Consider the following 23,726-nt stretch of genomic DNA (forward strand, 5'->3'; position numbering starts at 1 on the left):
TACCTTGAGCGGGGCGACATGGATCGCCCCACTCTCACGGGATCATTTGAATTCGACAGGGAAACCGATCGCTGGCGATGGCAAGTCAACGCCAAACCACTGTTTGAACGACGCCGCGTAAGTCGGGAATTCAACGCCCGTCATCGCCTCATGCAACGCTGTGTTGACGAAATTCAGCCAGTCCTGATCGCCACGTTTCACCGCACACGCGTAGGTTTGCGGGCTCCACGCATAGGTCGGGCTGCGGTAGCGGCCAGGGTTCTGCACCATCAGGTATTTGACCGAGGACTGGTCGGTAGCAGCGGCGTCGGCGCGGCCGGAGTTCACTGCCTGATACATCAGGTCGACGCTGTCGTACTGGTCGACTTTGGCTTTGGGCAGTGCCTGGTGCACCAGCTCTTCGGCGTAGACGTTTTGCAGCACCGCCACGGTGACGCTGTCGCCGGCGGCTTGCAGGTCTTCGATTTCCTTGTACTTGCTGTTGTTCGGCAGCAACAGGCCAACACCTTCGCGGTAGTACGGCAGGGTGAACGCAACTTGCTGTGCACGGCTGGCGGTCACGGTGATGAACTGGCAGCTCATGTCGACCTTGTCGGTGAGCAGGTTGGGAATTCGCGCGTCAGACGACTGCACCACGAACTCGACCTTGGTCGGGTCGTTGAACAGACCTTTGGCGACGATCCGCGCGATGTCGATATCAAAGCCCTGCAACTTGCCATCCGCGCCCTGGAAGTGCCACGGCGCATTGGTGCTGCCGGTGCCCACGATCAATTTGCCACGGGCCAGCACACTGTCGAGCTTGCTGTCGGCGGCCTGGGCCATACCCATGACAGCGGAAGAAGCCGCAAGAACAAAAACACACGCTTTGAACAACGAAGGACGGCGATGCATGGCAAGCACTCCAGGATGGTGTTTATTCCGCTATACCGGAACATGGTTTGTTACTACGGAATAGACAGCAGAAAGTGTGCCACAGCATCCGCAAGGGATCTGCAAGGAATTGAAATGTTTTTTGAATCAAGGGGATGCGCGTGGTGGGGAAGAAGGTGTTGATGAGGGCGCTGAACGGATGCGCTACCGATGGCCACACTCTGCGGGTATTGGGGCCACATTTCAGTGCGCCCGCATCAGCGCAGCGCGTTTTTTCTTAACACGCACCTGTCAACTCTGACAGTAGAAGGACAGTTGCTGCTGGTTTACCGTCAACGGCACACAAAAGCTATGACCGGAGGTTGCCATGAGTTCGACAACTCAACGTTCAGATCTACCCTCCCTCTACCGCAAAGCCCTGAAAACCTGGCGCCCGGTAATCCTTTATTTCGCCAACGACCACTGCTCCGCGTGCGAATGGGCAGGGCCGATTTTCCGCGAGATAGCCGAGCCTTACCGGCATCGCGCCAACATCTACATGCTCAACACCAGCGAATCGCCCCGCCATCCGCAGGTGACCGGCACGCCGACCGTGCTGTTCTACAAGGACGGCAGACTGGTGAAGAAACTCAAGGGGATTGGCACTGAAGAAACCCTGGCGGTGGATTTTGTCCGACACATCGGCAGAACCAAGGCCCCCGGCACTCATTTGAAACCACGGCATGATCTGCCGTGGTTGCGCCGAACGTTGAGCGGGCTCTGCACAATCACGCGCGCGCATCGTCGGCTGATTTGAGGCAATGCATTTCCCGTAATCGTTGCGGCGTCTGAAAAATCGCTTTCGCGGGCAAGCCCGCTCCCACAGAGGTCAACGTCGTTGACAAATTTCGTGTACGACGCGGACAGTGTGGGAGCGGGCTTGCCCGCGAAGGGGCTGGCACTGTCAGCGCCAGCGCTGGATTTACGCGGCCTCACGCACCAGCAACACCCGCGTCACTCGCCGTTCTTCAACTGCCTTGACGGTCATTTGCCAGCCTGCATATTCCAGACGATCACCCACCATCGGCAGCCGATCCAGCAAGCTCATCACCAGGCCGGCCAGCGTTTGATAGTCCTCGGTCGGCTCTGCACCAAACCCGGTGCGCTGGCGCACGCGCATCAGGTTCAATGCTCCGCTGACCATGAACCCACCCTGCTCCTCGACCACGTCCGGGCCTTCGACTTCACTGGCGTCGGGCAGCTCGCCGGCAATCGACTCCAGAATGTCGGTCATGGTCAATACGCCGACAAAATCGCCAAACTCATTGACCACAAACGCGATGTGCGTCGATGCCGCACGCATTTGCTCCAGTGCATTGAGGATCGAGTAACTGTCGAGCAGATTGATCGTCTTGCGTGCCAAATGCTCCAGATCCGGCTCTTCGCCCGCCAGATATTCCTTGAGCAACTCCTTCTTGTGCACGAAGCCCAGCGGTTCATCCACCGCACCGTTGCGAATAAGCGGCAGACGCGAGTAGGACGAATGCATCAGTTTGGTACGAATGGTCTCGGCATCGTCGGCCAGATCGATGGTGTCGACATCGGCACGCACGGTCATCAGGGCGCGGATCGGCCGCTCTGCCAGTTGTAAGACGCCGCTGATCATCACCCGCTCGCGACGGTCGAACAGTTCCGCAGTCGGCGCATCACCATCATCCAGCAGATCGGAAATCTCCTCGCCAACCTCCTCCACCGCCAACTTGCGACCGCCGAGCAAGCGCATCACCGCATGGGCCGTGCGCTCGCGCATCGGCCGCAGGCCCTGCATCGAGCGTTTGCGACGAGCCCGGGCGATCTGGTTGAACACCTCGATCAGGATCGAGAAACCAATGGCCGCATACAGATAGCCTTTCGGGATGTGGAAACCCAGACCTTCAGCGGTCAGGGCAAAACCGATCATCATCAGGAAGCCCAGACACAGCATGATCACCGTCGGGTGTGCGTTGACAAAGCGCGTCAGCGGCTTGCTCGCAACAATCATCAGACCGATGGAGATGATCACCGCGATCATCATCACCGCCAGTTCATCAACCATGCCCACTGCGGTAATGACCGCGTCCAGCGAGAACACCGCGTCGAGCACCACAATCTGCGCCACGATCGGCCAGAACATCGCATATGCGGTGTTTGTCGAACGCTCGCCAATATGGCCTTCCAGGCGTTCGTGCAATTCCATGGTGGCCTTGAACAGCAGGAACACACCACCGAACAGCATGATCAGGTCACGGCCGGAGAAGCTTTTGTCGAATACCTCGAACAATGGCTGCGTGAGCGTGACCAGCCAGGAAATACTCGCCAACAAGCCCAAGCGCATGATCAGTGCCAGGGACAGGCCAATGATTCGCGCACGGTCGCGCTGATGCGGGGGCAGTTTGTCCGCCAGAATTGCGATGAACACCAGGTTGTCGATGCCCAGCACCAACTCCAGCACGATCAATGTCAACAGGCCTAACCAGGCCGTGGGATCCGCTAACCATTCCATAAACGTCTCGATCTCTATTCAGTAAATTCAGACTGCCAGATACGGCAAAGCACAACGCGCAAGCTCTGTGGCTGCGTTGTCCAAAACAGTCGGGGGTCGAAATACTGGATGTTGCGAGTGCGTCAAGACTGCGCCGTGGCGCCTGGAAAACGGATAACTGGGAGGCTCCGAGAGGGTGTTCATGTAGATCCTGAAGGAAAAATGGCCTTCGAGAATACAGGCTGTAGCGAAAAGCCCTGCACGCGCAATTATTTCAAAGTTTGTAGGACAAAACCGAGGTCTGATCCGCTGTCGTCGCAGCGACGGCAGCAGATCCCGGGCTCGCAATACTCAAAGACCCGCCAGACTTCTCAACTGCGCCAGTGTTTCCACGTCCAGCAGAATGCCGTGCTGCAACGATTTTTCCCGCTGCAAATGCCGGCGATCACCCGGCAGGCGCTTAAGGCCAACACCGTGCATTTGCCGCACCAGTTCATGACTGCGCTCAGCGAAACTCTGCCCGGCGGCCTTGTCCGGATCGATCACGATCAATAGCTGACCGGTCCAGGGCGTCTTCGCCCCCGGGTGGTTCTTCCAGTCAAACTCGAAGGAAAAATTACCGCCGGTCAACGCCGCTGCGAGCAATTCCACCATCATCGACAGGGCCGAACCCTTGTGGCCGCCAAACGGCAGCAGCGCGCCACCTTCAAGAATGGCTTTCGGATCCTGAGTCGGCTGCCCGAGACTGTCGACCCCCATCCCAGGTGGCAAACGCTCGCCCTTGCGCGCCGCGATCTGCACGTCACCGTGGGCGATGGCGCTGGTGGCCAGATCGAAAACGATCGGCGCTGCACCTGCACGTGGCGCCGCGAAGGCGATGGGGTTAGTGCCGAACAGCGGCCGGTCGGCGCCATGCGGCACGACGCACGTCATGCTGTTGACCACACTCAGAGCCACCAGACCTTCTTCGGCGAAAGGCTCGACGTCCGGCCACAACGCCGCGAAATGATGCGAATTGCGAATCGCCAGAACAGCGATTCCGGCACTGCGGGCCTTCTCCACCAACAACCTGCGTGCCGCCTCCAGCGCTGGCTGAGCGAAACCGTTGCCGGCATCAACCCGCACAAACCCCGAGGCGACGTCCTCGACCTGCGGCACGGCTTGGCCGTCGACCCAGCCACTGTTGAGGGTCGACACATAACCGGGAATACGGAACACGCCATGGCTGTGGGCACCGTCTCGCTCGGCATTGGCGCAGTTAGCTGCGAGGGATCGTGCAACGGCGGCGGATGTGCCGTGGCGCAGGAAAATCGTTTCAAGCAATTGCGTCAACGCCTCAAGCGACAGCGTTGACGAGGCAGCAGCAGACAGGTGATCGGATGGCGCAGACATCTGAAGCTCCAGATTAATTATTGGAGGGAACAACAGCGTACGAACTCGCGAACCGATTAATCACGTCGTCAAGGCAACGTGTCAACCCTTGAACGGGGTGATCGGGCAACGGCGTCGCAGATAGGCACATTGCGCCACGCAGCGTGCGGTAACTATGTACCACCCGACGCTCGCTGCAGACTCATACCCTTGGGCCTCAATCTATCGGCGCTGCAAATGCGCCCCGTCGAGGCTCGATCATGCCCGCAGTTATTTCCCCATTGTTGTTTCCCGAAACGTTGAAGTCGCCTGGGCTCTGGGACGAGTTGGGGTCAATGCATGGGTTGTCCCGCGAGGACTTCGACTGGCTGGCCCATACCGAATTGGCCTCGCAATCCATGCGCAGCCAGCAAGTCCCGTCGATGCTCGCCCAGCGCATCCTGCTCAGCACAACGGGGCTGCCCGCTGTGCCGTTGGCCGGCAGTTTCACGCTCGGTTCCACAGCGGATAAAAATCGGGAGATTCTTTACACACCCTATCAAGGCATCCAGAAACACCCCAGCCGCGCAGACCTCAAGAAGGAATTGGAAAAACGCCTCAAGACGCCCGACGTTGCTCGACGTTTACTGGCCTTCCTACCGATAGCTCAACGCAAGCATCTGCTGGAAGCCGATGCTATCCAGATCACCTTTGAAACCATTGCCGAAGATCTATTCGATGATCAGCGTTCCGTCATCACTCAGGCTCAGCGCATAAACGCCGAAGCGCTGCTGGTTGAACTGAAGCAACTGCCCTCCCTCGCCTCGCTGATCGAAGATGTGCTGCAACAGTTGCTTCAGCCCACATTTCCCGATCTGCAACAACGCCACACTCGCGTCAGTTTCTACAGCAGCCCCGACAACGGCATCACTCGACACTGGCTGGAGTCCATGAGTCTGAGCGATGCCGTGCTGATGTATTTCCGACACCAGCACTGGCCGCACGGCCAGTTACACGAGTACTCCAATTCGGCGAGGTCGCCGCAGACGACGGATCAAGCCCATTGGGAGAACGCGGTGATCAGCGCTTCAAGCAAATTGACCGCGTTGCTGTTTGAACGTCTTGAAACCTATTGGCAAGCGCCCTGCGCCGACGGCTCCTCTCGTCGTGCGTTTTTTGCTCTGGCACTGGAAGACCAGGCCCGCGCCGAACTGCTGCTCAAACGCGAAACCAATGTCATCGATGCTGCGCAGTTCACCACCTTGCATGAAATGATCGAGCCGCTGCCGTCCGCCTCTCGCCGCCCCACGCTGGAGACCGTGCGCATGTGGGAGTACCAGCCCAACTACGTGGAGCTGGCAGGTTCGGTGATGATCAGCCACACCAATGCCTACCTGTATACGCCGACCCAGGGCCTGCAAGTGCTCAAGGACTACCAGGATCTCAAGCAAACCCTGTTGAGCAAGTTCAAGACTGCCGGCCACAAAGACGAACTTTACGGGCTGTTGAGTCTGGAGGAGCGCAGCCGCTTTATCGGTTTCGACCAACCGCAGGTGACAGGCGACGTCATATCCGGCGAAATCTTTGAAGTGCTGTTTGAATTCATCATCACCAAACAACGGGGGAACACCGAATACGCCTTACAAGTATGTCGCCACAGTGATGGCGCCGTAGACGCACATGCCTTGTACGACAAAGCCCTGGATATCCGCACGATGCTCCATGAGCAGTTGCTCACGCTCGATGCCGGCGAGCGCTGGAGCACCCGCCCGATATTGCTCGGCCGGGAGCAACCCTCGCAGGTGTTGGCCGACAAAGCGACGATTGCAATCAAGTCGTTCCGCGACGTGAAAGCGGCGCTGCTCCTTGAGTTCGCCGCCCAGCCACTCACCACCGCAGCCACTCAGCGCGATTATCTGGAGAACATGAAACCAAGGCTGGCTCATTCCCTGTATGTCGGCGTGCATGGCGAAGCAGAGCTGAGGGTCACTCACGGCACATTGCAAAACACCCAGCGGGCCATTGTCGATACCGTGTTCAACGCTGACCGCCCCACCCGAAAGGATCGGCACTCACTCAACGGCTTTCGCCCCGATGCCTGGTCGCTGACGGTGAGCGTCTCCGGGGAGGAAAAACCATTGCCGCTCGATCAGTGCGTATTGCTGACAGAGCGCGGTGGCCTCGACGCCGACTATTCCGGATGGGTGATCTTGTGGACACCGGCCCTGGGACTTGAGGCGTTCGAAAACATTCTCAGTGCCCGCCAGGCGCTGAACCGGCGGCTAAAAGACAGCGTTCAGCGACTCACCCTTCTGGAAAACCTGCGCCCCCAACCAGAACTGCTCCATCGCCAATATTCGTTGGGCCCGCTGCAGTTGATCGAAGGAAATGTACTCGAGGCCTGCATGCAGTCGGCGATCGAGCTTTATCTGGCTCGCTGCGAACAACTGCGTACACAGCTGAAAGATCCCGCGCACCTGGCAAAGGCACTCACTTCACTTGGCAAAAACCTGCTGGAAACCAACCTGCAACGAGCGACCGACATCGCTCAGGCCATCAAGCAGCAGCAATCACTGGCGGCCTGGCTGGGTATGGCGCCGATTGCCGAACAACAACTGCAGCTCGAATTGTTGGAGCGATGGCGCAACAGCGTCATCGATGACAAGGACTACCTGCACGGTATTCCGTCCCTGGTGCACTACGTGCGCGAGACGCTGGCGTCGTTGCTCAAGGCTCGATTTTCGGCGGGTCAGGTTGATCCGCAACAGATTGAGATCATCCCGAACCTGGCCCTTGCCGGGCCGCCGCGCAACCTCGTCGAGTTCGCCTTGAACCACGTCAACATCGCTCAGGGCACCGGCTTCAAAGTGGCGTCGAAAACCACCCAGGCCCTACCCGCTGGCCTTGATCAGCAGGTTGTTCGACAGTTGCTGCTGTCACTGGCGATTCCGACTGTCTACACAAAACAAATCACCGATGTGCTCTCGGAAAAAACCCCTCAGGCTGACTCGCGCAAACAACGCTTTGTACAGCAAATACCTTGGCAATTGCTGCAACACGCGCACGCATTAAAACTGCAACAGCGCCTGTCCGGGCACTCCTTCGATCTGCTCAGCCAAGTGCTGGACATGCCAGATGGCAAGGCACGCGCCAGCGTTGAGGGCGCCCATGCAATCGTGTCACCCCTGGCGTTGATCAAGACTGCTGGCGCTGCGCCTGTCGAGATTCAGGCAATGTATGTGATCGGTACTTCGCTGCCGGGTCCACGGGTGCTTTACACGCCCTACGCCGATGAAGTTTTTCGTCAATTTGCAAGCGAGGCTGACCTCGTGGCCGCTCTGAATACGCCGGGGTTGCTGCAGGATCTGCTGATTCGACGCTCGCCCGAGAGTCAGCAAGCTTCATTGCGCGGGTTATTGGCGTCGAGCGTTGGCGAAGTCAGCGAAATGACGCTGTCGGTCAAGGCTATCGAAGAAAATTTTCTTTCGCGTTTATACCGCGACAACCTTGCCCTGCTGCCGCACCTGCTCGCCAGTCAGTTGCAAAGTACTGCGCAGGCCGATTGGGAGGCGGCAAAAAACCTCTTCAGCGAAGGCGTCAATCTGGTCTCCGGCCTGTTGCCGGGCAAACTCGCCTATGTGCCATTCCTCTGGAATAGCTACAAAGCGTTCAAGGACTCCGCCGAGGCCTTACAGGATCACCATTGGAAACGCGCACTGAAGGCGTTCATGACGGGCGCCGTGCAAATGGTCAGCATGGGGCGTCTGTCGATGGAGTCATCCTCGGAAACGGTGACGGATGCCGAGTCAGCACTACAGGAAACGCCGTTGGCAGCCCCCCGCCGCGACCAGATCAACCCGACCGCGCCCTCACGCACTGAACTGCAACCGTTCGAATCCACGACGGTCGCACTGACCCATCTCACCCATGATCCCGTCAGCGGAATCTACACCAACCCCATCGACAAGCGCACGTATGCAGCCATTGCCGGCAAGGTCTATCGCGTCGACAAGCCAGGCGTCGTTTGGCGAATGGTCAATGAGCATTCGTACGGCCCGACCTTGCGTAAAAATGCTACGCAACTGGTGCTGGATCCGGATCGACATACCATCCATTACGGCAAGGCCCTGTCGAAAATGTACAACCGTTATGCGGCCGACCGTGAACGCCGGCTGGTGCTGAACATCGAAGCACAGGGCATGGAAGACATTCGTGCCAAACACCCCGACAAGGCTCGAATGCTGCTGCAGTCTGTCGAGATGGCCCGCCATTACGCGTTCAACAGTTTGTACAATCTGGCCCTGTTCAAAGGCGAACGCTCCGGTAGCCGGCTGGATAACTTCCTCAAGCTTTTTTTTGATCTGGACGAGATCGACAACGCAGTCATCGGCAAAGTGAAAAACGCGATAGTCCCGCTGTGCACCGCGCTGGTGGATCCGATGGAAGACTTGATGAATACCGACCGTTTCGTCATAGGTTCGAACAAATACCCTGAGGCCAATCTGATTGCTTTTGTTCTGGATGACGACGAACAGCGCAAGGTGCACTTCACCGAGAAGTTTTTCAATCAGCAACTGGACTGGTACAAATCCTCCCTGACTGAACCCTTCAATGTCGACGGACATGCCCAGGCATCCACCTTGATTCACGAGTTCGCGCATCAAATCTGCAAGGCCGTGGACATTGCCACGCTGGAAGCTCGACGACCGTTTACCGATCTGATCGAGACAATCACCGGGCATGGCGCCGCAATGAAAAGCTCGCAGCAGGCGTTTCAACGCGACGCACTATCGCTGGCAACACCCAGGCAGGAGTTGTTTTCGCGCTGGAGTGACAAACATCAATCGTGGATCGACTACGATCAAATTCCTGAACTGTCGAGCGTCAGCAAAGCGATTCTCGACGCTACGCGCAGCCCCACCCTGGCGGCAGCACGCGATGCTTTCCTCGATCAGCAGACGCCGCATGCGCGCATTGACACCATCCTGCGCAATGCCGATTCAATTGCTTTCCTGATTTGTCAGCTGGGCAGACAACTCGATCCGGTGAGCAATTCTTCGCCGTAAGCAGGCAAAAAAAATGCGCAGGCGAACCTGCGCATATTCAGGGCTGTCGACAGCGCTGCGGATCAGTCTTTCTGATCCCTCAGTACATTGCCCGATGCGCCGTCGATGCGAAATTCGTAAACAACGCCATCGGCTTTGCGCCCCTCGCCTTTCCAGTAACCGTTGTTGTCGGCTTCGATTTCATAGACTTCGACATAACCGGCCTTGGTTTTGACGATTTCGATGGCTTTTTCAATGGTGACCCAGCCGGCACCTGGTTTATCCGCCAAAGCGGCACCCGCAGTCAGCAAACTGGCGGTGGCAATCACGGCTGCGAAGGTTCTTTTGATCATTTTTTCACTCCATTTGTGGATAGTAGTCAGTGGCGTCCTGCTTTTTGGGCGTCAGAGCGAAAAATAAGTTCCACTTTGATGGGTAATTGCCATGACGGATGTTCTCGGCAACTTCCCCTCAAGGTTAGAATGTGCGAAATCAGGACGAGTCAATGACCCAAGACACTCTCTCGGAAGCCGAATACGATGCGATCACCGATGCCGCCGCGCATTGGTGCATGCGTCTGCATGCCGCCGATTGCACGGATGGAGAACGTCGCGCATTCGAACAATGGCATGACGCTCATCCTCTGCACGCATTCGAGTATGAAGCCATGCTGGAAATCTGGGACGTCGCCGAGCACCTGCCGCGCCCGGAACCTGCCGCTGTGGTGCCAATCCGCCAACCTTCACGCGCATGGCGTCAATATGCGGTAGCGGCGGGTGTCTGTGCACTGGCCTTGCCGCTGGCGGCTTATGCCGGCTGGAATCTCGGCTGGTTGCCTGACAGCTATGAGCATTTCGCCGCGACCGACAATGTGCGCCAGGTCACCTTGAGTGACGGCAGCCAGCTCCAACTGAACCTCAACACTGACCTGACCTTCAGCAATTACAAGGATGAACGACGCGTTACCTTGAAAAAAGGGGAAGCGTTTTTCACTGTCAGCCACGACCTCAGCCATCCGTTTATCGTTCGCGCAGGCGAAGGCAGAGTTCGCGTGACAGGCACGCGCTTCAATGTCTGGATGTACGAAGATCAAGTGCGGGTGAATCTGGTCGAAGGTTCAGTGCTGGTCACCAGCAATTCCGCACTGCCGGGTGATGGCTTGCGTCTCGGACCAGCGATGCAGGCGCGTTATCGGCAAGGCGATTACATGCCACAAATCAGCCAGACGTACCCCGGCGACACGTCGCTGGCCTGGCTGAGCGGAAAACTGGTGCTGGACAATCTGGCACTCAGCGATGCGCTGCCGCTGATCAACCGTTACCTGAAAACCCCCTTGATGCTCGCCGACAGCAATACCGGCTCGCTTCGGGTCGGCGGCATTTACAACATCAAAGAACTGAACAACCTGGTGAGCTCCCTGCCCAAAGTGTTGCCGGTCTACGTGACGCGCAACAAGGAAGGCAACACCGTTATCAATACCCTGCCGCAACAGCCGCCAAAAAGCTGAAGGCCACATCCTTTAACGGAATGTGGCCTTCGGGTCTTGCGTAGAAAGCAATCTAATTATTGCGCTGCCACTTTCCCGCTCTTGTCTAGCGAATCACCGACTGTTTGCACTTGATACTGCGGGTCGGCCTGGATCTGCTGTTCAGTAAACGGCAGCACACTCCACTGCTTCTTCGAAAATGCCTCGGTCTGGTCCCGTGAGTATTTCGACGCCGGATCACTGGACAGCGAGAATGCCAGCAGTCCCTGCGCGTGTGGCCCCTTTTCATCGAACGTCACGACTTGCAGATAGCTGGTGCCACCCACCACCTCAAGCTTGCCATCCTCGCGCGGCACACTTTGAATCGCGTTGTAGATCCCCAACGTACCCGGCCCACCGTGGATCGGCGTTTGTTGGCCGCCACTGCTGACCACCTGGATATCGCCCCAGCGAGTTTGCGCCTTGAGGCCCATTTTGCTCGCCGACTCTGCCGAGGCCAGCATGGCTTCGCGCAGTGCCTTGGCCACTGCCGGTTGCTCGACAGCCAGGCCACGCGGCGTGTGTTGTGCATCTTTAGGGTCGAAGGCGACGCTCCAGATATCCGGCGATTGCTGCAACGCTTGCATGATGTGTTGGAAATGCACCAGACCCAGGCCCGAATCGAGGTTTGCCCGACCATCCCACGCCTTGAGGCTGGCACACACCGACTTCAATGTTGCGGCGTTGCTAGCCTGCTCGGCAGCACAGAACTTCAACAGATCCGGTACCACCAGCGTCGCCAGATACACCTGATCGTCCATGACCATCTGTTGCAGATCCTTGACGGCCAGTGGGCCTTTCTTGCTCAGATTGACCAAGCGATCCAAGGCAAAACGCGAGCGCAACCCCAGCGGTTGGCCTTCCTGACTGATCAATGGCGAGAAACCGGTCAGCGGCTGAGCCGGGTTGGCCAACCACGCGGAATCGTTGGAATGCTGGACAAAGTCCTTGCGCAGCAATTGCGGCAATTGACTGGCGGCATAGATCCCCTTCTGCGCGGCCTGCGGATCAATGTCCCAGGCACAGCCGCTGTTGGCACCGTCCAGCACGATCAGTTGCAGACCGATACGCGGGTCGCTGCACTTGGCCAGTTTCTCGGCGCTAACGTTCGGCACCACCGACAGGTTCATGTACAGCGTCTGCCCTTTGTCATCCACTGCCAGGGTGTTCACCCAAGGGATGCCCTGAATCCTGTGTACCGAATCCTGCAGATCCTTGAGGCTGGCAGCCTGATTCATGGCGTACCACTGCTTCAGCACTCGGTCGTTGTCGAGATTGGCATCGCGCAGGCTATAAGCGTACTGCTTGTCCCAATCGAGCTTGCCCGGCCATTGCACAATCGGACCGAACTGCGAGCTGTAGACATCGCGTGCAACCGGCACCACTTGGCCGTCCGCCTGCTTGACCTGCACGGTGACGGTCTGCTTGCTCATCGGCAGCGATTTGCCGTCAAGCAGGTAATGCGTGGGATCCTTCGGATCAAGTTGCAAGCGATACAACGTGAAGTGCTTCGACGAATCGACGGTGTGAGTCCAGGCGAGATGCTGGTTGAAACCGATATTGATCATTGGCAGGCCAGGCAAGGCGGCGCCCATGACGTCGAGTTTGCCGGGAATGGTCAGATGCATCTGATAGAAACGCATACCGCCCACCCACGGAAAGTGCGGGTTTGCCAACAACATGCCACGGCCATTGAACGAGCGCTCGCTGCCCACGGCCACCGCGTTGCTGCCGCGATCCAGGGCAAAGCGTTGCTGGCGCGCGTCGGCCAGTTGGTAGGCGCGCTGGTCGTGCGTGATGCTCGCAGTCGCTTGCGGCGGTGTCGCGCCGGCCAAGGCTTCGGCAAACTGGCCAACGCCGCCCTCAACCAATAGACGACGCGTCAGCTTGACCAGATCCTCGGGCGCAATATCGCGCACCCACTCGCCCTGACACTGCTGCGGCAAGCCCTGCTGGCGACGCTCGGCAAGATAACGGTTGTAGCCTGCGGCGTAGCCTTCGACCAGATCGCGTACCTGAGTAGATTGCGCCTGCCAGAACGTCTGTACCGCCTCGGGCGTATTGAGCCAGGTGAAGAACACATCGCTGACGCGGTTTTCGCGTTGTTCGACCGTGAACTGATCGGGACCAAAATAACGTGAGCGCTGACCGTTGACCGTAACGATCTCGTTGGCCAGCAGGCAGAGATTGTCCTGCGCATAGGCATAGCCGATGCCAAAACCGAGGCCGCGTTCGTTTTCAGCGCGAATGTGCGGCACACCAAAACCGGTACGGCGGATATCGGCGCGGGCTTCAGTGGCTGGACTGAATGCATGGGCCGACAGACTCAGTCCGAGAAACATACCGGCAAGGGTCAGTCCGGTTAACTGCCTGGAAATAATCACGTTCGCTCCTGATCGAAATACCGAAGAGCGGATCAGACGTTGCCACGCGAATAGGACGGCAGCGGATCCGCTCTGGAAACGCCCACGCGTCCACGCGCAATGAGCCTGTCCTGAAAACGAAGCCGGAAGAAAAAAATTTAACCCGTTGAATGGCAATCCGGAGCCCTGAAAACGCAGAAAAGACGAAACAGCGACGAATTTTCTACATTTTTTCTTTCATGATTTGCCGAGCTGATACGTCTTGTTTAGAGAACGCAAAAAAACCTTTCCCGATCAGGTTCTGAAAAGGAGTAATCGCATGTACAACTCGCAACTACCAACGGACGGTAGCCAGGCGCCACAAGGAGCTTCCATGAGCCCACACGCGAGCGATTTCGGGCACAGTGTCGACCGTCACGGCAACGAACGGATCCGGCTGCTGCTGAAAAGCTTCGGGTTGCGCACCAGCCTGATCCGCCTGAAAGTCATCGACGCCCTGCTGGTCGCTGCTCAAACCGAGCGTCGCCTGGGCGTGCGCGGTGTCCACAGCCAATTGCTGGATCTGGACATTCCGCTGTCATTTCTCAGCGTACGCGAAGTTCTCAAGCGTCTGTGCGCCGAAGGCGTCATCACCTTCAATGCGGACAAGAGCTACAGCCTGCATCCACAGGCTGCGGCAGTCCTCAACAACGAGTGAAGCGCGTAGCGATCGCCGTCAGGGCTTGACCTTGCGGCGCATCACGCCGTTGATAATCACCACGACTACCGCAACACCAATTGCGATGAACTGAAACATCTTCTCCGTGATCATCCCGGCGTTTTGCAGCCAGGACAGACCTAACATGATCAGCAGTACGGACACGGCGATCACGATCGAATAAATCAAGCGTTGCTTGTGGGTCATTGCGGCTTCCTGAAACTTTGAAATGTATCCGGTTTGTATCCGTTTGCATGCCATGCGCTTACCGTGTTTCGGGGATGCGCCTGCGCAAACGGGGTCTCATGTTACAGCCGATGAAGAGTTTTGGCTTCATGACGGCATCACCATGAGGACTTTTGAAATGCTGCGTCGAATCACCTGGCTGATTCCCCTTCTCGCCCTGCTGACCCTGAGCGGTTGCATCATCTTCCCGCACGGCGGCTGGCACGACGATCACCATCGTTATTACCAGGGCGGTCCTGGTTATTATCAACATCGTTAGAACAGGATTGTTCGCCCTGCCCGCCTACCGATAATGCGCGCAGGGAAATTGACAGCCGAACCACTTCAAAGATGCCCGCTCCTAGCGGGCATTGTTTTTTCCGACGTCCACCGACAACGAACGTCGGATCCAATCAACATGGCGTAGCCGTTGACTTGGAAATACACGCTAATCGTTATGACATGCTGCTGAAAGACTGCGGGCTGGCACCCATGGAAGGTAAAGGGGGGGATGGCTGGCGCTGTTTCACCGCGGTTACCGGTTGCGCGAGCTGGCGTTAGCCTGCCCGCACATGCAGCAACTGCACGATCAGGCCCAACAGGAACTTGCCAATCACTTGATCGAGACACCGCCATCGCGCGATTGAACGCAGTGCCGTCATTCGACAACGGCCCGCTCAATGTCGAGCGGGCCACATTGAAGTCTCAAGCCTTGGCTTTGACGCCTTGGTCGACCGGTTTCGCCGCGTTGCCTTCACCGTACGTCTTGAGGTTCTGCAGTACGTAGATGGCTTTTTTGTACTCAGGGATCAGGGCTTTCCCGTAAGCGTTGCCATTGAGGCCATTGTTCTGGATCGCATCGAGCTGAGTCGCGAAATACTCCAGTGCGTTGAATTTGACATCAACGTCTTTGGTTACGCCGAAACGGTCGAATTTGTCGCCGGCATTCATCAGCGTGAAAGACGTGATCTCGGAGATCAGCCCTCGGCTGCGCAGCATGGCGCTGAGGTTGCCCATCTGTTTTACCGAGACGTTCGTAGGATCAAAGCCCTTGATGTTCTTGCGCAGGCCTTGCTTGTCCATTTCGGCGGTATTGATGGCGTTGGGATCGGTGCCGACCTTGGTGAGCATCTGCTGCACCTTGACACTTTGCGCAACCTGCTTTTTCGCGCCAGTGTCGCGCACCAGAACCCCTGCCTTGCTTTGCCATTGGCCGACAATGCCGATAGTCATGCGCGGACTCCCTGTGAAATGTGCATTGAATGTCCTTGTTGAACAACGTGAATAGCGCGGAGTATCTACCGGCCAACTGATAGCACCAACCCTTTTGGTGCACTTTTTTACAATTCTTGTACATTCTCGATACAAACAGGCAAACGCCCATAAATGCTGGTCTGTACGCCCTTGATCGAAAATCTTTCAATAGACCGTTTGCTCTAACGAACGAGCCCGAGAGGCTGCCTGTATCAGACCCGATACTGACCAGTCGTCGGTACGCGTATTTTTAGTACGCCAGTACCTAAAGCTTCTTTCAACGGCGACGATACGTTAGGGATACCCGCACTGTTTTATCCCCCGCCCCTAATAAGAATCGCAGCTCAAGGACCGGTCTCCATGCCCGCATTCCGCACCATTCAGGCTCGCTACACGCTGTTTCTGGTTCTGTTCATCTTGCTGTTGTCGGTGCTGACCGTGGTCGGTATCAGTCAACTGGTTGCGCCCAAACTGCGGCATACCGAAGAGCAGGTAGTGCTTAACCGTATCGCCGAAGTCGCCGAGCAGATTCAGGGCGAGCTGAACAAGGTTCAGTCGCAGCAACGCAGCATCACTCAGACCATCCCGCTGCTCGACAGCGCAGCCATCGACACGGTATTGCCGGGGCTGGTGGATCAGTACGGCGAGTTGAAGGTTTTTGGTGGCGGGATCTGGCCTTTGCCCGGCCAGCGTGAAGCCGGGCGCAACAAGTTCAGCACCTTCTGGCACCGTGACGCCTCGGGCAAACTGGCGGTGAACACCTTCTGGAACAGTGACGCGGCGCCCAACTATTACGACCAGAGCTGGTACAAGGGTGGCATGGCCACGCCTCGCGGTCAGTGCGCCTGGGCCGCGGCCTATAAAGATGACGCCAGCGCCGAGCCGCGCACCAACTGCGCCATGGCCATTCAGAAAAATGGCAGCGCGTGGGGCGTTTCGACCATTGACGTGACCCTGGGCTTTTTCAATGACCTGGTGGCGCGCAAGGAAAAAGACCTCAACGCCGAAATGCTCATCGTCGAGGCCGACGGCAAGATCATCAGCAACAGTTCGCGCATCAGCGGTCCGATCGTGTTGAAAAACATCAACGAACTCGCCGGGAGCTCGACGTTCGCCAGCCAGATCAAAACCGGCCTGCAAAACCGCGATCAAGCGCAACGCGTCGAGTTCGACAACAACGGTGAAGCCAGCACCTTCTTCATGCGTCCGATCGAAGGCACACCATGGTTCCTTGCCACGGCCCTGCCGACCAAAATGCTCACAGCGCAACGCGATGACGTGCTGAGCACCTTGAGCCTGTTGCAGATTCCGCTGGTGATCCTGCTGGTGCTGTTGCAGGTCTATGCGATTCGCCAGTTGGTTCAGCGCATGAAAGCACTCAAGGCCAACATCGATTTGCTCTCCAGCGGCGATGCCGACCTCACCAAACGGATCACCATCCGTGCTGAAGATGAACTCGGTGCGATCGGCCATTCGATCAACACCTTCATCACCTACCTGCAAAACATGATCGGTGAAGTCACCCAGGCCACCGGTGCCATGGCGTCGAGCCTCGACAACCTGCAACGCACGTCGGCGCACACCAGCCAGATTCTGCTGCGCCATGCTTCGGAAACCGATCAGACCGTGACGGCCATCACCGAGATGAGCTCGACGGCAGACAGCGTCGCGCAGAACGCCGCCGAAACCGCAGCGTTCACTCAGCGTGCCAACGAAAACGCCGACCGCTCGCGGGTGGTGGTGGGCGAAGCCACCAATAGCGTCGTGGCGCTGATTGATGAAGTGGCCAGTGCCACACACAAAGTCGAAAACATGCAACAGGACGCCCAGCGCATTACCGAGATTCTCGGGGTGATCGGCGCCATTGCCGGCCAGACCAATCTACTGGCACTCAACGCGGCGATTGAAGCGGCACGCGCCGGTGAACAAGGTCGCGGTTTTGCCGTGGTGGCCGATGAGGTTCGCGCCCTCGCCGCCCGCACCCAGGCCAGCACTTCAGAAATCAATGAGATGTTGACGCGCCTGACCCAAGGCGTGAGCTCGTCGGTTGCAGCCATGGAAAACACCCAGGCCAGCTGCCAGTCGGCGGCCGACGCGACCGCACGGGTCAATTCCGGTCTGGATGAAATGGCCGGTTCGGTCAGCCACATCAACAGCCTCAGCACGCAAATAGCGACGGCGGCCGAACAGCAAAGCGCGGTAACCGAAGAAATCAACCGCAGCATGGTGCAGATCCGCCACATGGTCGATGAACTGGTGCAGAGCGGCCAGGCCAGCGAGCTCAACACCCGCCAGTTGCTGGAAGCCAACAGCCGAGTGAGCGCGATCATGGGCCGCTTCAAAGTCCGCTAACCCGCCGCGTCCCCGTAGGAGCTGGCGCAGGCTGCGATCTTTTGATTTTGTCTTTTAAAAGATCAAGATCAAAAGATCGCAGCCTGCGGCAGCTCCTACAGGGCGACTGACAGATTTGTCATCTTGCGCTCAGTTATTTGTCAGCGTTGATCTACGATCATTCTGGCAGTCTGTCTTGTAGCAACTGGAAACACTCCGTTGATGCCAAGCAGGAAAAACCGGTCAAAATGCGTTCTTTTTGACCGCCAACCGAGTCGAGAACCCGTCATGCGAACCCATTTGCGTCTGGTCGCCCTGAGCGCCCTGTTCATCTCCTCCCTGGCTCAAGCGGCCGACCTGATCCCCATCGAAGTCCACCGCGATGCAAATTGCGGTTGCTGCAAAAAGTGGATCAGCCACCTCGAAGCCAACGGTTTCAAAGTCGAAGACCACGTCGAAGCCGACATGAGCAGCTTCAAGCAACAACATGGCGTACCGCCGCGCCTGGCGTCGTGCCACACCGCAATCATCAATGGCAAATTCGTCGAAGGCCACGTTCCCGCAGAACAGGTGCTGGCATTGAGCAAACGCGACGATCTGCTGGGCGTTGCCGCCCCGGGCATGCCGATGGGCTCGCCGGGCATGGAAATGGACGGCATGAGTGACGCCTATCAGGTCATCGGCCTGAAGAAAGACGGCGCGGATGTGGTGGTGGCGGACTACCCGGCCCATTGATCGGCGCTGCCTACACAGGGCTGTTCGTTGCCGCGTTTGGTGCGGCGACCCTGTTGCCGCTGCAGTCGGAGGCGTTGCTGGTCGGTTTGATCGTCAGCGACCGTTACTGGCTGTGGGGCCTGCTCGGCGTGGCAACGCTGGGCAATGTGCTCGGCTCGCTGGTCAACTGGTGGCTGGGCCGAGGCATTGAAAGGTTTCAGGAGCGGCGCTGGTTTCCAGTCAGCCACAAACACATGGCCAGCGCGCGCAAGCACTATGAGCGTTACGGGCATTGGTCGTTGCTGCTCAGTTGGCTGCCTGTGATCGGCGATCCGCTGACCTTGATTGCCGGCGTGATGCGTGAACCACTCGGGCGTTTCCTGTTGATCGTCACCTTCGCCAAAGGCGCGCGTTATGCGGTACTGGCGATGCTGACCCTCGGCTGGCTCGGTTGAACGATCAACCTGCAACATTGCCTGTGTTTAACGTCGCCCTAATCCAGCCGTTCCAGCATCGACCGATTTCCATGGAGTTTGCCCTTATGACCGTCACGCTTTCCCGCTGGCTGCCCGGCCTGTTCCTCAGCGCTGCCCTGCCGCTGTTCGCTCATGCCGCCACCGAGGCGGCGCCCGCAGAGGGCCCGGCGTACGGCCCGGAACTGCAAGGCTTCGAATACCCTTACACCCTTAAACACTTCGCCTTTCAATCCCAGGGTAAATCCCTGCAGATGGGTTACATGGACGTCGCGGCGCACGGCAAGGCCAACGGTCGCACCGTGGTGCTGATGCATGGCAAGAATTTTTGCGCAGCAACCTGGGACAGTTCGATCAAGGCTTTGAGCGAAGCGGGCTACCGGGTGATCGCGCCGGATCAGATCGGTTTCTGCACCTCCAGCAAACCGGACAACTATCAATACAGCTTCCAGCAACTGGCAACCAACACCCAGCAGTTGCTCAAAGCGCTGGGCATCCAGAAAGCCACCCTGCTCGGCCATTCCACCGGCGGCATGCTCGCCACCCGTTATGCGCTGCTGTTCCCCGAGCAAGTCGAGCAACTGGCACTGGTCAACCCGATCGGCCTCGAAGACTGGAAAGCCCTCGGCGTGCCTTACCGCACGGTGGATCAGTGGTATCAGCGTGAATTGAAAGTCAGCGCTCAGGGTATTCGCGACTACGAACGCACAACGTATTACGACGGCCGCTGGAAGCCTGAATTCGATCGCTGGGTCGACATGCTCGCCGGCCTCAGCAAAGGCCCGGGCAAGACTCAAGTGGCGTGGAATTCGGCGTTGATCTACGACATGATTTTCACCCAGCCGGTGTACTACGAGTTCAAGGACCTGAAGATGCCGACCCTGTTACTGATTGGTACTTCCGACACTACAGCCATTGGCAAGGACCTCGCGCCACCTGAGGTGAAAGCGAAAATCGGCCACTATGCGGTGCTCGGCAAACAAGTGGCCAAGCTGGTCCCGCAGTCCACGTTGGTGGAATTTCCCGGCATGGGCCATGCGCCGCAGATGGAAGAGCCCGCGCAGTTTCACAAAGCCCTGCTCGGCTGGCTGAGCACAACCAATCCCGTTCGTTGATGAGGTGAAGCTGATGGCGGTGCAGATTGCAGTGATCGATGACTGGCAGGACGTGGCCCGTGACGTGGTCGACTGGTCGGTGCTCGACAGCCTCGGTGAAGTGACGTTCGAGCATGATTACCCGGCGGACAACGCCACCCTGGCCGAGCGCCTGGGCCGCTATCAGGTCATTTGCGTGATGCGTGAACGCACGCGGTTCGATGAAGACCTGCTCAAGCGATTGCCCAACCTCAAGCTGCTGGTCACGGGTGGCATGCGTAACGCGGCGCTGGACATGCAAGCGGCGGCAACGCTCGGCATTCAGGTCTGCGGCACTGACAGCTACAAGCACGCCGCGCCGGAACTGACCTGGGCACTGATCATGGCCGCCACACGCAATCTGGTGAACGAGGCCAATGCCCTGCGCGCGGGTCAATGGCAGCAGGGCCTGGGCGCTGATCTGCATGGCCGGACGCTGGGCATCCTTGGCCTTGGCAGCATCGGCCAGAAAGTCGCACAGTTCGGGCAGGTCTTCGGCATGCGGGTGATCGCCTGGAGTGAAAACCTCACGGCTGAGCGGGCCGAACAGGCTGGCGTGACCTATGTCAGCAAGCAGGCACTGTTTGAGCAGTCCGATGTGCTGTCAGTGCATCTGGTGCTGAGCGAGCGCAGTCGCGGCCTGGTCGATGCGCAGGCCTTGGCCTGGATGAAACCGACGGCGCTGCTGGTCAACACGGCACGCGGGCCGATCGTTGACGAAGCGGCGTTGATCAAAGCCTTGCAGAAACAACAGATCGCTGGCGCCGCGCTGGACGTGTTCGAGCACGAGCCGTTGCCGGCCATGCACCCGTTTCGCACGCTCGACAACGTATTGGCGACGCCGCACGTGGGGTATGTCAGTCGGCAGAACTATGAGCAGTTCTTTTCGCAGATGATCGAGGATATTCAGGCGTGGTCAGCCGGCAGCCCTGTTCGTTTGTTGAATTGAGTCCTGGCTGATTGCGAGGGTGAATCGACCACCGTCATCGCGAGCAAGCTTTGCTCCTACAGAAACACGTTCCCTGTACCCACTGCCGTAGGGTGCGATCCTTTGATCATGATTTAAAAACAGGATCAAAGGATCGCAGCCTGCGGCAGCTCCTACATTGGCAGGAGGGCACCCATTTAACAAAGTGTTCGCACCACAACAGTGCAAGCGCTTTCCCTGCTAGCACGAAAACGTGACCGCCCGGTCACCGTTTTGATCCACTCCCGCAAAAAAACCTGCACTTCGTCGGTGCGTTTGCCCCAGCAAACCAAGGTTTCCGTTAACGGCAAACCGATTGTCGAACAATTTACCCATTTGCGCTCGCCCGCTCTAGGATCTGGCCTAGACTGATTTTTCGGGGACAAGACCTGCCGGTCACATCGCGGAAAAAAAGTCGAAACTTTTGCGTGAAGCGGCGGGTCATCTGAAAGGCGGGGCCAAAGCGGCTGGTGCAATCCTTGCAACGGCCCAACCACCCATTCTGCTTAAGCGTGTTGGGTAGCATTTGCTCACCGATGCGTGGCGCGTTTGCGCTTGCCATATGCAGGTGGGAGCTGCCGAAGGCTGCGATCTTTTGATCTTTCAAACGTAAAGATCGCAGCCTGCGCCAGCCCCTGCAGGGAATGAGACAAGAATCAGATCAACGACACGGGAGATTCATATGATCAGTGCGGCATTGGATATTCAGGGAGAGCGTGCTCAACAGTCGACAGGCGAATCGAGCACCGTCAGCGTTCCCGGCAGCCGAGCGATCAACGTCCCCGGCACCAAGACCCTGACACCAGTAGCAAGTCAGAATCCCAACAAGAAAAAAGTGTTGTTCGTGACGTCGGAAATCGCCGATCTGGTCAAGACCGGTGGCTTGGGCGACGTCTCTGCCGCTCTGCCCCGCGCCATGGCGCACTTGCATGATGTGCGCGTGCTGATTCCCGGTTACCCGCAGGTGATGCACAGCGAAAACCCGATTCACATCATCGGCGAACTCGGTGGCCACGCTGCGCTGCCGCCCTGCAAGATCGGCCGCATGGACATGCCCGACGGCCTGGTGATCTACGTGCTGATCTGCCCGGAACTGTACGAGCGCGAAGGCTCGCCGTATGGCGCCAACAACGGCCGCGACTGGCCGGACAACCATATTCGCTTCGCCCGCCTTGGTCTGGCCGCTGCCGACATCGCCGCCAACCTCGCGCAAATTCACTGGTGCCCGGATCTGGTGCACGCCCATGACTGGCCGGCCGGCCTCGCCCCTGCTTATATGCACTGGCGCGGGCAGCGTACGCCGACCCTGTTCACCATTCACAACCTCGCCTATCAAGGCGTGACCAGCCTCGGCTCGTGCCCTGAGCTGGGCATTCCCAACCATGCCCTGCAACAGGAAGGCATGGAGTTTTACGGCAAAATGTCGTTCCTCAAGGCCGGCATGGCCTATTCGAGCCACATCACCACGGTCAGCGCCACGTACGCGCAGGAAATCACCACCCCGGATTTCGGCTGTGGCCTCGACGGTTTTCTCGCCGCCAAGACCCAGCAAGGCTTGCTCAGCGGTATCCCCAACGGTATCGACGAGAGCTGGGACGCTGCCACTGATCCGCACCTGTTCGCACCGTTCGCCATTGGTGACTGGGAAGGCAAAGCCGTCAACGCCGCCCATGTCCGCGAGCTGTTCGAGCTGAATGATTCCGCAGGCCCGCTGTTTGCCGTGGTGTCGCGCCTGGTTTATCAGAAAGGTCTCGACCTGACCGAGGCTGTGTCCGAGTACATCGTGCAGAACGGCGGCCAGATCGCGATCATCGGTCGTGGCGAACCCGAAGAAGAGCAAGCCATGCGTAATCTGGCCTTGCGCTTCCCCGGCCAGATCGGCGTACGCATTGGCTTCAACGAAACCGACGCCCGACGCATGTTCGCCGGCAGCGACTTCTTGTTGATGCCATCCCGCTACGAACCTTGCGGCCTGAGCCAGATGTACGCCCAGCGCTTCGGATCGTTGCCGGTGGCGCGCAATACCGGGGGTTTGGCCGACACCATCGAAAACGGTGTCACCGGCTTCCTCTTTGACGAATCCACTGCCGAAAGCTATCAGGAAGCCCTGAGCCGCGCGTTCAAGGTCTTTGCCTTTCCCGAACTGCTCAACGCCATGCGTTGCCGAGCGATGGCCGCACCGTTCAACTGGTGCAAAGCGGTTGAACCGTACGCCGAACTCTACGAACAACTGGTGGCCAAGGCACTCGGTAAAGCGCTGCACAAATAACAGGGAGAAT

Annotated in this window: 18 protein-coding genes; 11 read left to right on the forward strand and 7 right to left on the reverse strand. The window is 58.1% G+C overall.

From position 1 onward, the window contains the following. Window positions 1–42: 42 nt before the first annotated feature. Window positions 43–891 (reverse strand): transporter substrate-binding domain-containing protein, encoded by an 849-nt coding sequence (locus tag JFT81_RS02910; RefSeq protein ID WP_201226041.1) that lies wholly within the window; start codon window positions 889–891, stop codon window positions 43–45. A 346-nt stretch (window positions 892–1,237) separates the two neighbouring features. Here JFT81_RS02910 and JFT81_RS02915 point away from each other — a divergent pair, with 346 nt between their 5' ends. Further along, a complete protein-coding gene (locus JFT81_RS02915) occupies window positions 1,238–1,666 on the forward strand; it encodes a thioredoxin family protein (RefSeq protein WP_201226042.1) in 429 nt (142 codons plus the stop codon). A 165-nt stretch (window positions 1,667–1,831) separates the two neighbouring features. On the opposite strand, the gene JFT81_RS02920 is transcribed toward JFT81_RS02915, so the two are convergent. Together JFT81_RS02920 and JFT81_RS02925 are read right to left on the reverse strand one after the other, a co-directional pair. Continuing rightward, complete coding sequence (locus tag JFT81_RS02920; protein ID WP_201226043.1) at window positions 1,832–3,391, reverse strand: TerC family protein; 1,560 nt, start codon at window positions 3,389–3,391, stop codon at window positions 1,832–1,834. A gap of 330 nt (window positions 3,392–3,721) precedes the next feature. Further along, window positions 3,722–4,762, reverse strand: a complete 1,041-nt coding sequence (locus JFT81_RS02925; RefSeq protein ID WP_201226044.1) for an Ldh family oxidoreductase — start codon at window positions 4,760–4,762, stop codon at window positions 3,722–3,724. Between the two features lie 239 nt (window positions 4,763–5,001). Between JFT81_RS02925 and JFT81_RS02930 the strand changes: the two genes are divergently transcribed. Further along, window positions 5,002–9,786, forward strand: coding sequence for a DUF6543 domain-containing protein (locus tag JFT81_RS02930; protein WP_201226045.1), 4,785 nt, complete (start codon window positions 5,002–5,004; stop codon window positions 9,784–9,786). Window positions 9,787–9,848: 62 nt separating this feature from the next. Here JFT81_RS02930 and JFT81_RS02935 read toward each other — a convergent pair whose 3' ends face one another. After that, window positions 9,849–10,118 (reverse strand): PepSY domain-containing protein, encoded by a 270-nt coding sequence (locus JFT81_RS02935; protein ID WP_201226046.1) that lies wholly within the window; start codon window positions 10,116–10,118, stop codon window positions 9,849–9,851. Window positions 10,119–10,270: 152 nt separating this feature from the next. Between JFT81_RS02935 and JFT81_RS02940 the strand changes: the two genes are divergently transcribed. Then, window positions 10,271–11,272, forward strand: coding sequence for a FecR family protein (locus JFT81_RS02940; protein WP_201226047.1), 1,002 nt, complete (start codon window positions 10,271–10,273; stop codon window positions 11,270–11,272). Window positions 11,273–11,328: 56 nt separating this feature from the next. Here the strand turns inward: JFT81_RS02940 and JFT81_RS02945 are convergent, their stop codons facing one another. Next, window positions 11,329–13,674 carry an acylase gene (locus tag JFT81_RS02945; RefSeq protein ID WP_201226048.1) on the reverse strand — a complete coding sequence of 782 codons (2,346 nt, stop codon included), beginning with the start codon at window positions 13,672–13,674 and terminating at the stop codon, window positions 11,329–11,331. 298 nt (window positions 13,675–13,972) lie between these two features. Between JFT81_RS02945 and JFT81_RS02950 the strand changes: the two genes are divergently transcribed. Continuing rightward, on the forward strand, window positions 13,973–14,350 hold the full coding sequence (locus JFT81_RS02950) for a fe2+ zn2+ uptake regulation protein (RefSeq protein ID WP_201226049.1): 378 nt from the start codon (window positions 13,973–13,975) through the stop codon (window positions 14,348–14,350). A gap of 18 nt (window positions 14,351–14,368) precedes the next feature. Here JFT81_RS02950 and JFT81_RS02955 read toward each other — a convergent pair whose 3' ends face one another. After that, window positions 14,369–14,557, reverse strand: coding sequence for a hypothetical protein (locus JFT81_RS02955; RefSeq protein ID WP_201226050.1), 189 nt, complete (start codon window positions 14,555–14,557; stop codon window positions 14,369–14,371). A gap of 157 nt (window positions 14,558–14,714) precedes the next feature. Here JFT81_RS02955 and JFT81_RS02960 point away from each other — a divergent pair, with 157 nt between their 5' ends. Continuing rightward, window positions 14,715–14,855, forward strand: coding sequence for a hypothetical protein (locus JFT81_RS02960; protein ID WP_177431341.1), 141 nt, complete (start codon window positions 14,715–14,717; stop codon window positions 14,853–14,855). 425 nt (window positions 14,856–15,280) lie between these two features. Here the strand turns inward: JFT81_RS02960 and JFT81_RS02965 are convergent, their stop codons facing one another. Then, on the reverse strand, window positions 15,281–15,808 hold the full coding sequence (locus JFT81_RS02965) for a hypothetical protein (RefSeq protein WP_201204053.1): 528 nt from the start codon (window positions 15,806–15,808) through the stop codon (window positions 15,281–15,283). A gap of 381 nt (window positions 15,809–16,189) precedes the next feature. Between JFT81_RS02965 and JFT81_RS02970 the strand changes: the two genes are divergently transcribed. From JFT81_RS02970 to glgA, 6 genes are all read left to right on the forward strand, one after another. Beyond that, complete coding sequence (locus JFT81_RS02970; RefSeq protein ID WP_201226051.1) at window positions 16,190–18,181, forward strand: methyl-accepting chemotaxis protein; 1,992 nt, start codon at window positions 16,190–16,192, stop codon at window positions 18,179–18,181. Between the two features lie 267 nt (window positions 18,182–18,448). Beyond that, window positions 18,449–18,895, forward strand: coding sequence for a DUF411 domain-containing protein (locus JFT81_RS02975; RefSeq protein WP_201226052.1), 447 nt, complete (start codon window positions 18,449–18,451; stop codon window positions 18,893–18,895). Then, window positions 18,895–19,329 (forward strand): YqaA family protein, encoded by a 435-nt coding sequence (locus JFT81_RS02980; RefSeq protein WP_201226662.1) that lies wholly within the window; start codon window positions 18,895–18,897, stop codon window positions 19,327–19,329. Before JFT81_RS02975 ends, JFT81_RS02980 begins: the two co-directional genes overlap by 1 nt. Before the next feature lie 86 nt (window positions 19,330–19,415). Continuing rightward, window positions 19,416–20,462 (forward strand): alpha/beta hydrolase, encoded by a 1,047-nt coding sequence (locus tag JFT81_RS02985; RefSeq protein WP_201226053.1) that lies wholly within the window; start codon window positions 19,416–19,418, stop codon window positions 20,460–20,462. 13 nt (window positions 20,463–20,475) lie between these two features. Then, on the forward strand, window positions 20,476–21,429 hold the full coding sequence (locus JFT81_RS02990; protein WP_201226054.1) for a D-2-hydroxyacid dehydrogenase family protein: 954 nt from the start codon (window positions 20,476–20,478) through the stop codon (window positions 21,427–21,429). Window positions 21,430–22,129: 700 nt separating this feature from the next. Next, the gene (gene glgA, locus JFT81_RS02995) at window positions 22,130–23,716 is read left to right on the forward strand and encodes a glycogen synthase GlgA (RefSeq protein ID WP_201226055.1); all 1,587 of its coding nucleotides are present in this window, start codon (window positions 22,130–22,132) and stop codon (window positions 23,714–23,716) included. The last annotated feature ends 10 nt before the right edge of the window (window positions 23,717–23,726 follow it).

It is taken from the genome of Pseudomonas sp. TH43, from assembly GCF_016650635.1.
GTDB lineage: Bacteria > Pseudomonadota > Gammaproteobacteria > Pseudomonadales > Pseudomonadaceae > Aquipseudomonas.

Bases quoted from the DNA above. Each gene is read 5' to 3' on its own strand.
- JFT81_RS02910 (WP_201226041.1), bottom strand. From the start codon at position 891: ATGCATCGCCGTCCTTCGTTGTTCAAAGCGTGTGTTTTTGTTCTTGCG.
- JFT81_RS02950 (WP_201226049.1), top strand. From the start codon at position 13,973: ATGTACAACTCGCAACTACCAACGGACGGTAGCCAGGCGCCACAAGGA.
- JFT81_RS02955 (WP_201226050.1), bottom strand. From the start codon at position 14,557: ATGACCCACAAGCAACGCTTGATTTATTCGATCGTGATCGCCGTGTCC.
- JFT81_RS02920 (WP_201226043.1), bottom strand. From the start codon at position 3,391: ATGGAATGGTTAGCGGATCCCACGGCCTGGTTAGGCCTGTTGACATTG.
- JFT81_RS02985 (WP_201226053.1), top strand. From the start codon at position 19,416: ATGACCGTCACGCTTTCCCGCTGGCTGCCCGGCCTGTTCCTCAGCGCT.
- JFT81_RS02935 (WP_201226046.1), bottom strand. From the start codon at position 10,118: ATGATCAAAAGAACCTTCGCAGCCGTGATTGCCACCGCCAGTTTGCTG.
- JFT81_RS02960 (WP_177431341.1), top strand. From the start codon at position 14,715: ATGCTGCGTCGAATCACCTGGCTGATTCCCCTTCTCGCCCTGCTGACC.
- JFT81_RS02925 (WP_201226044.1), bottom strand. From the start codon at position 4,762: ATGTCTGCGCCATCCGATCACCTGTCTGCTGCTGCCTCGTCAACGCTG.
- glgA (WP_201226055.1), top strand. From the start codon at position 22,130: ATGATCAGTGCGGCATTGGATATTCAGGGAGAGCGTGCTCAACAGTCG.
- JFT81_RS02975 (WP_201226052.1), top strand. From the start codon at position 18,449: ATGCGAACCCATTTGCGTCTGGTCGCCCTGAGCGCCCTGTTCATCTCC.
- JFT81_RS02990 (WP_201226054.1), top strand. From the start codon at position 20,476: ATGGCGGTGCAGATTGCAGTGATCGATGACTGGCAGGACGTGGCCCGT.
- JFT81_RS02965 (WP_201204053.1), bottom strand. From the start codon at position 15,808: ATGACTATCGGCATTGTCGGCCAATGGCAAAGCAAGGCAGGGGTTCTG.
- JFT81_RS02970 (WP_201226051.1), top strand. From the start codon at position 16,190: ATGCCCGCATTCCGCACCATTCAGGCTCGCTACACGCTGTTTCTGGTT.
- JFT81_RS02940 (WP_201226047.1), top strand. From the start codon at position 10,271: ATGACCCAAGACACTCTCTCGGAAGCCGAATACGATGCGATCACCGAT.
- JFT81_RS02930 (WP_201226045.1), top strand. From the start codon at position 5,002: ATGCCCGCAGTTATTTCCCCATTGTTGTTTCCCGAAACGTTGAAGTCG.
- JFT81_RS02915 (WP_201226042.1), top strand. From the start codon at position 1,238: ATGAGTTCGACAACTCAACGTTCAGATCTACCCTCCCTCTACCGCAAA.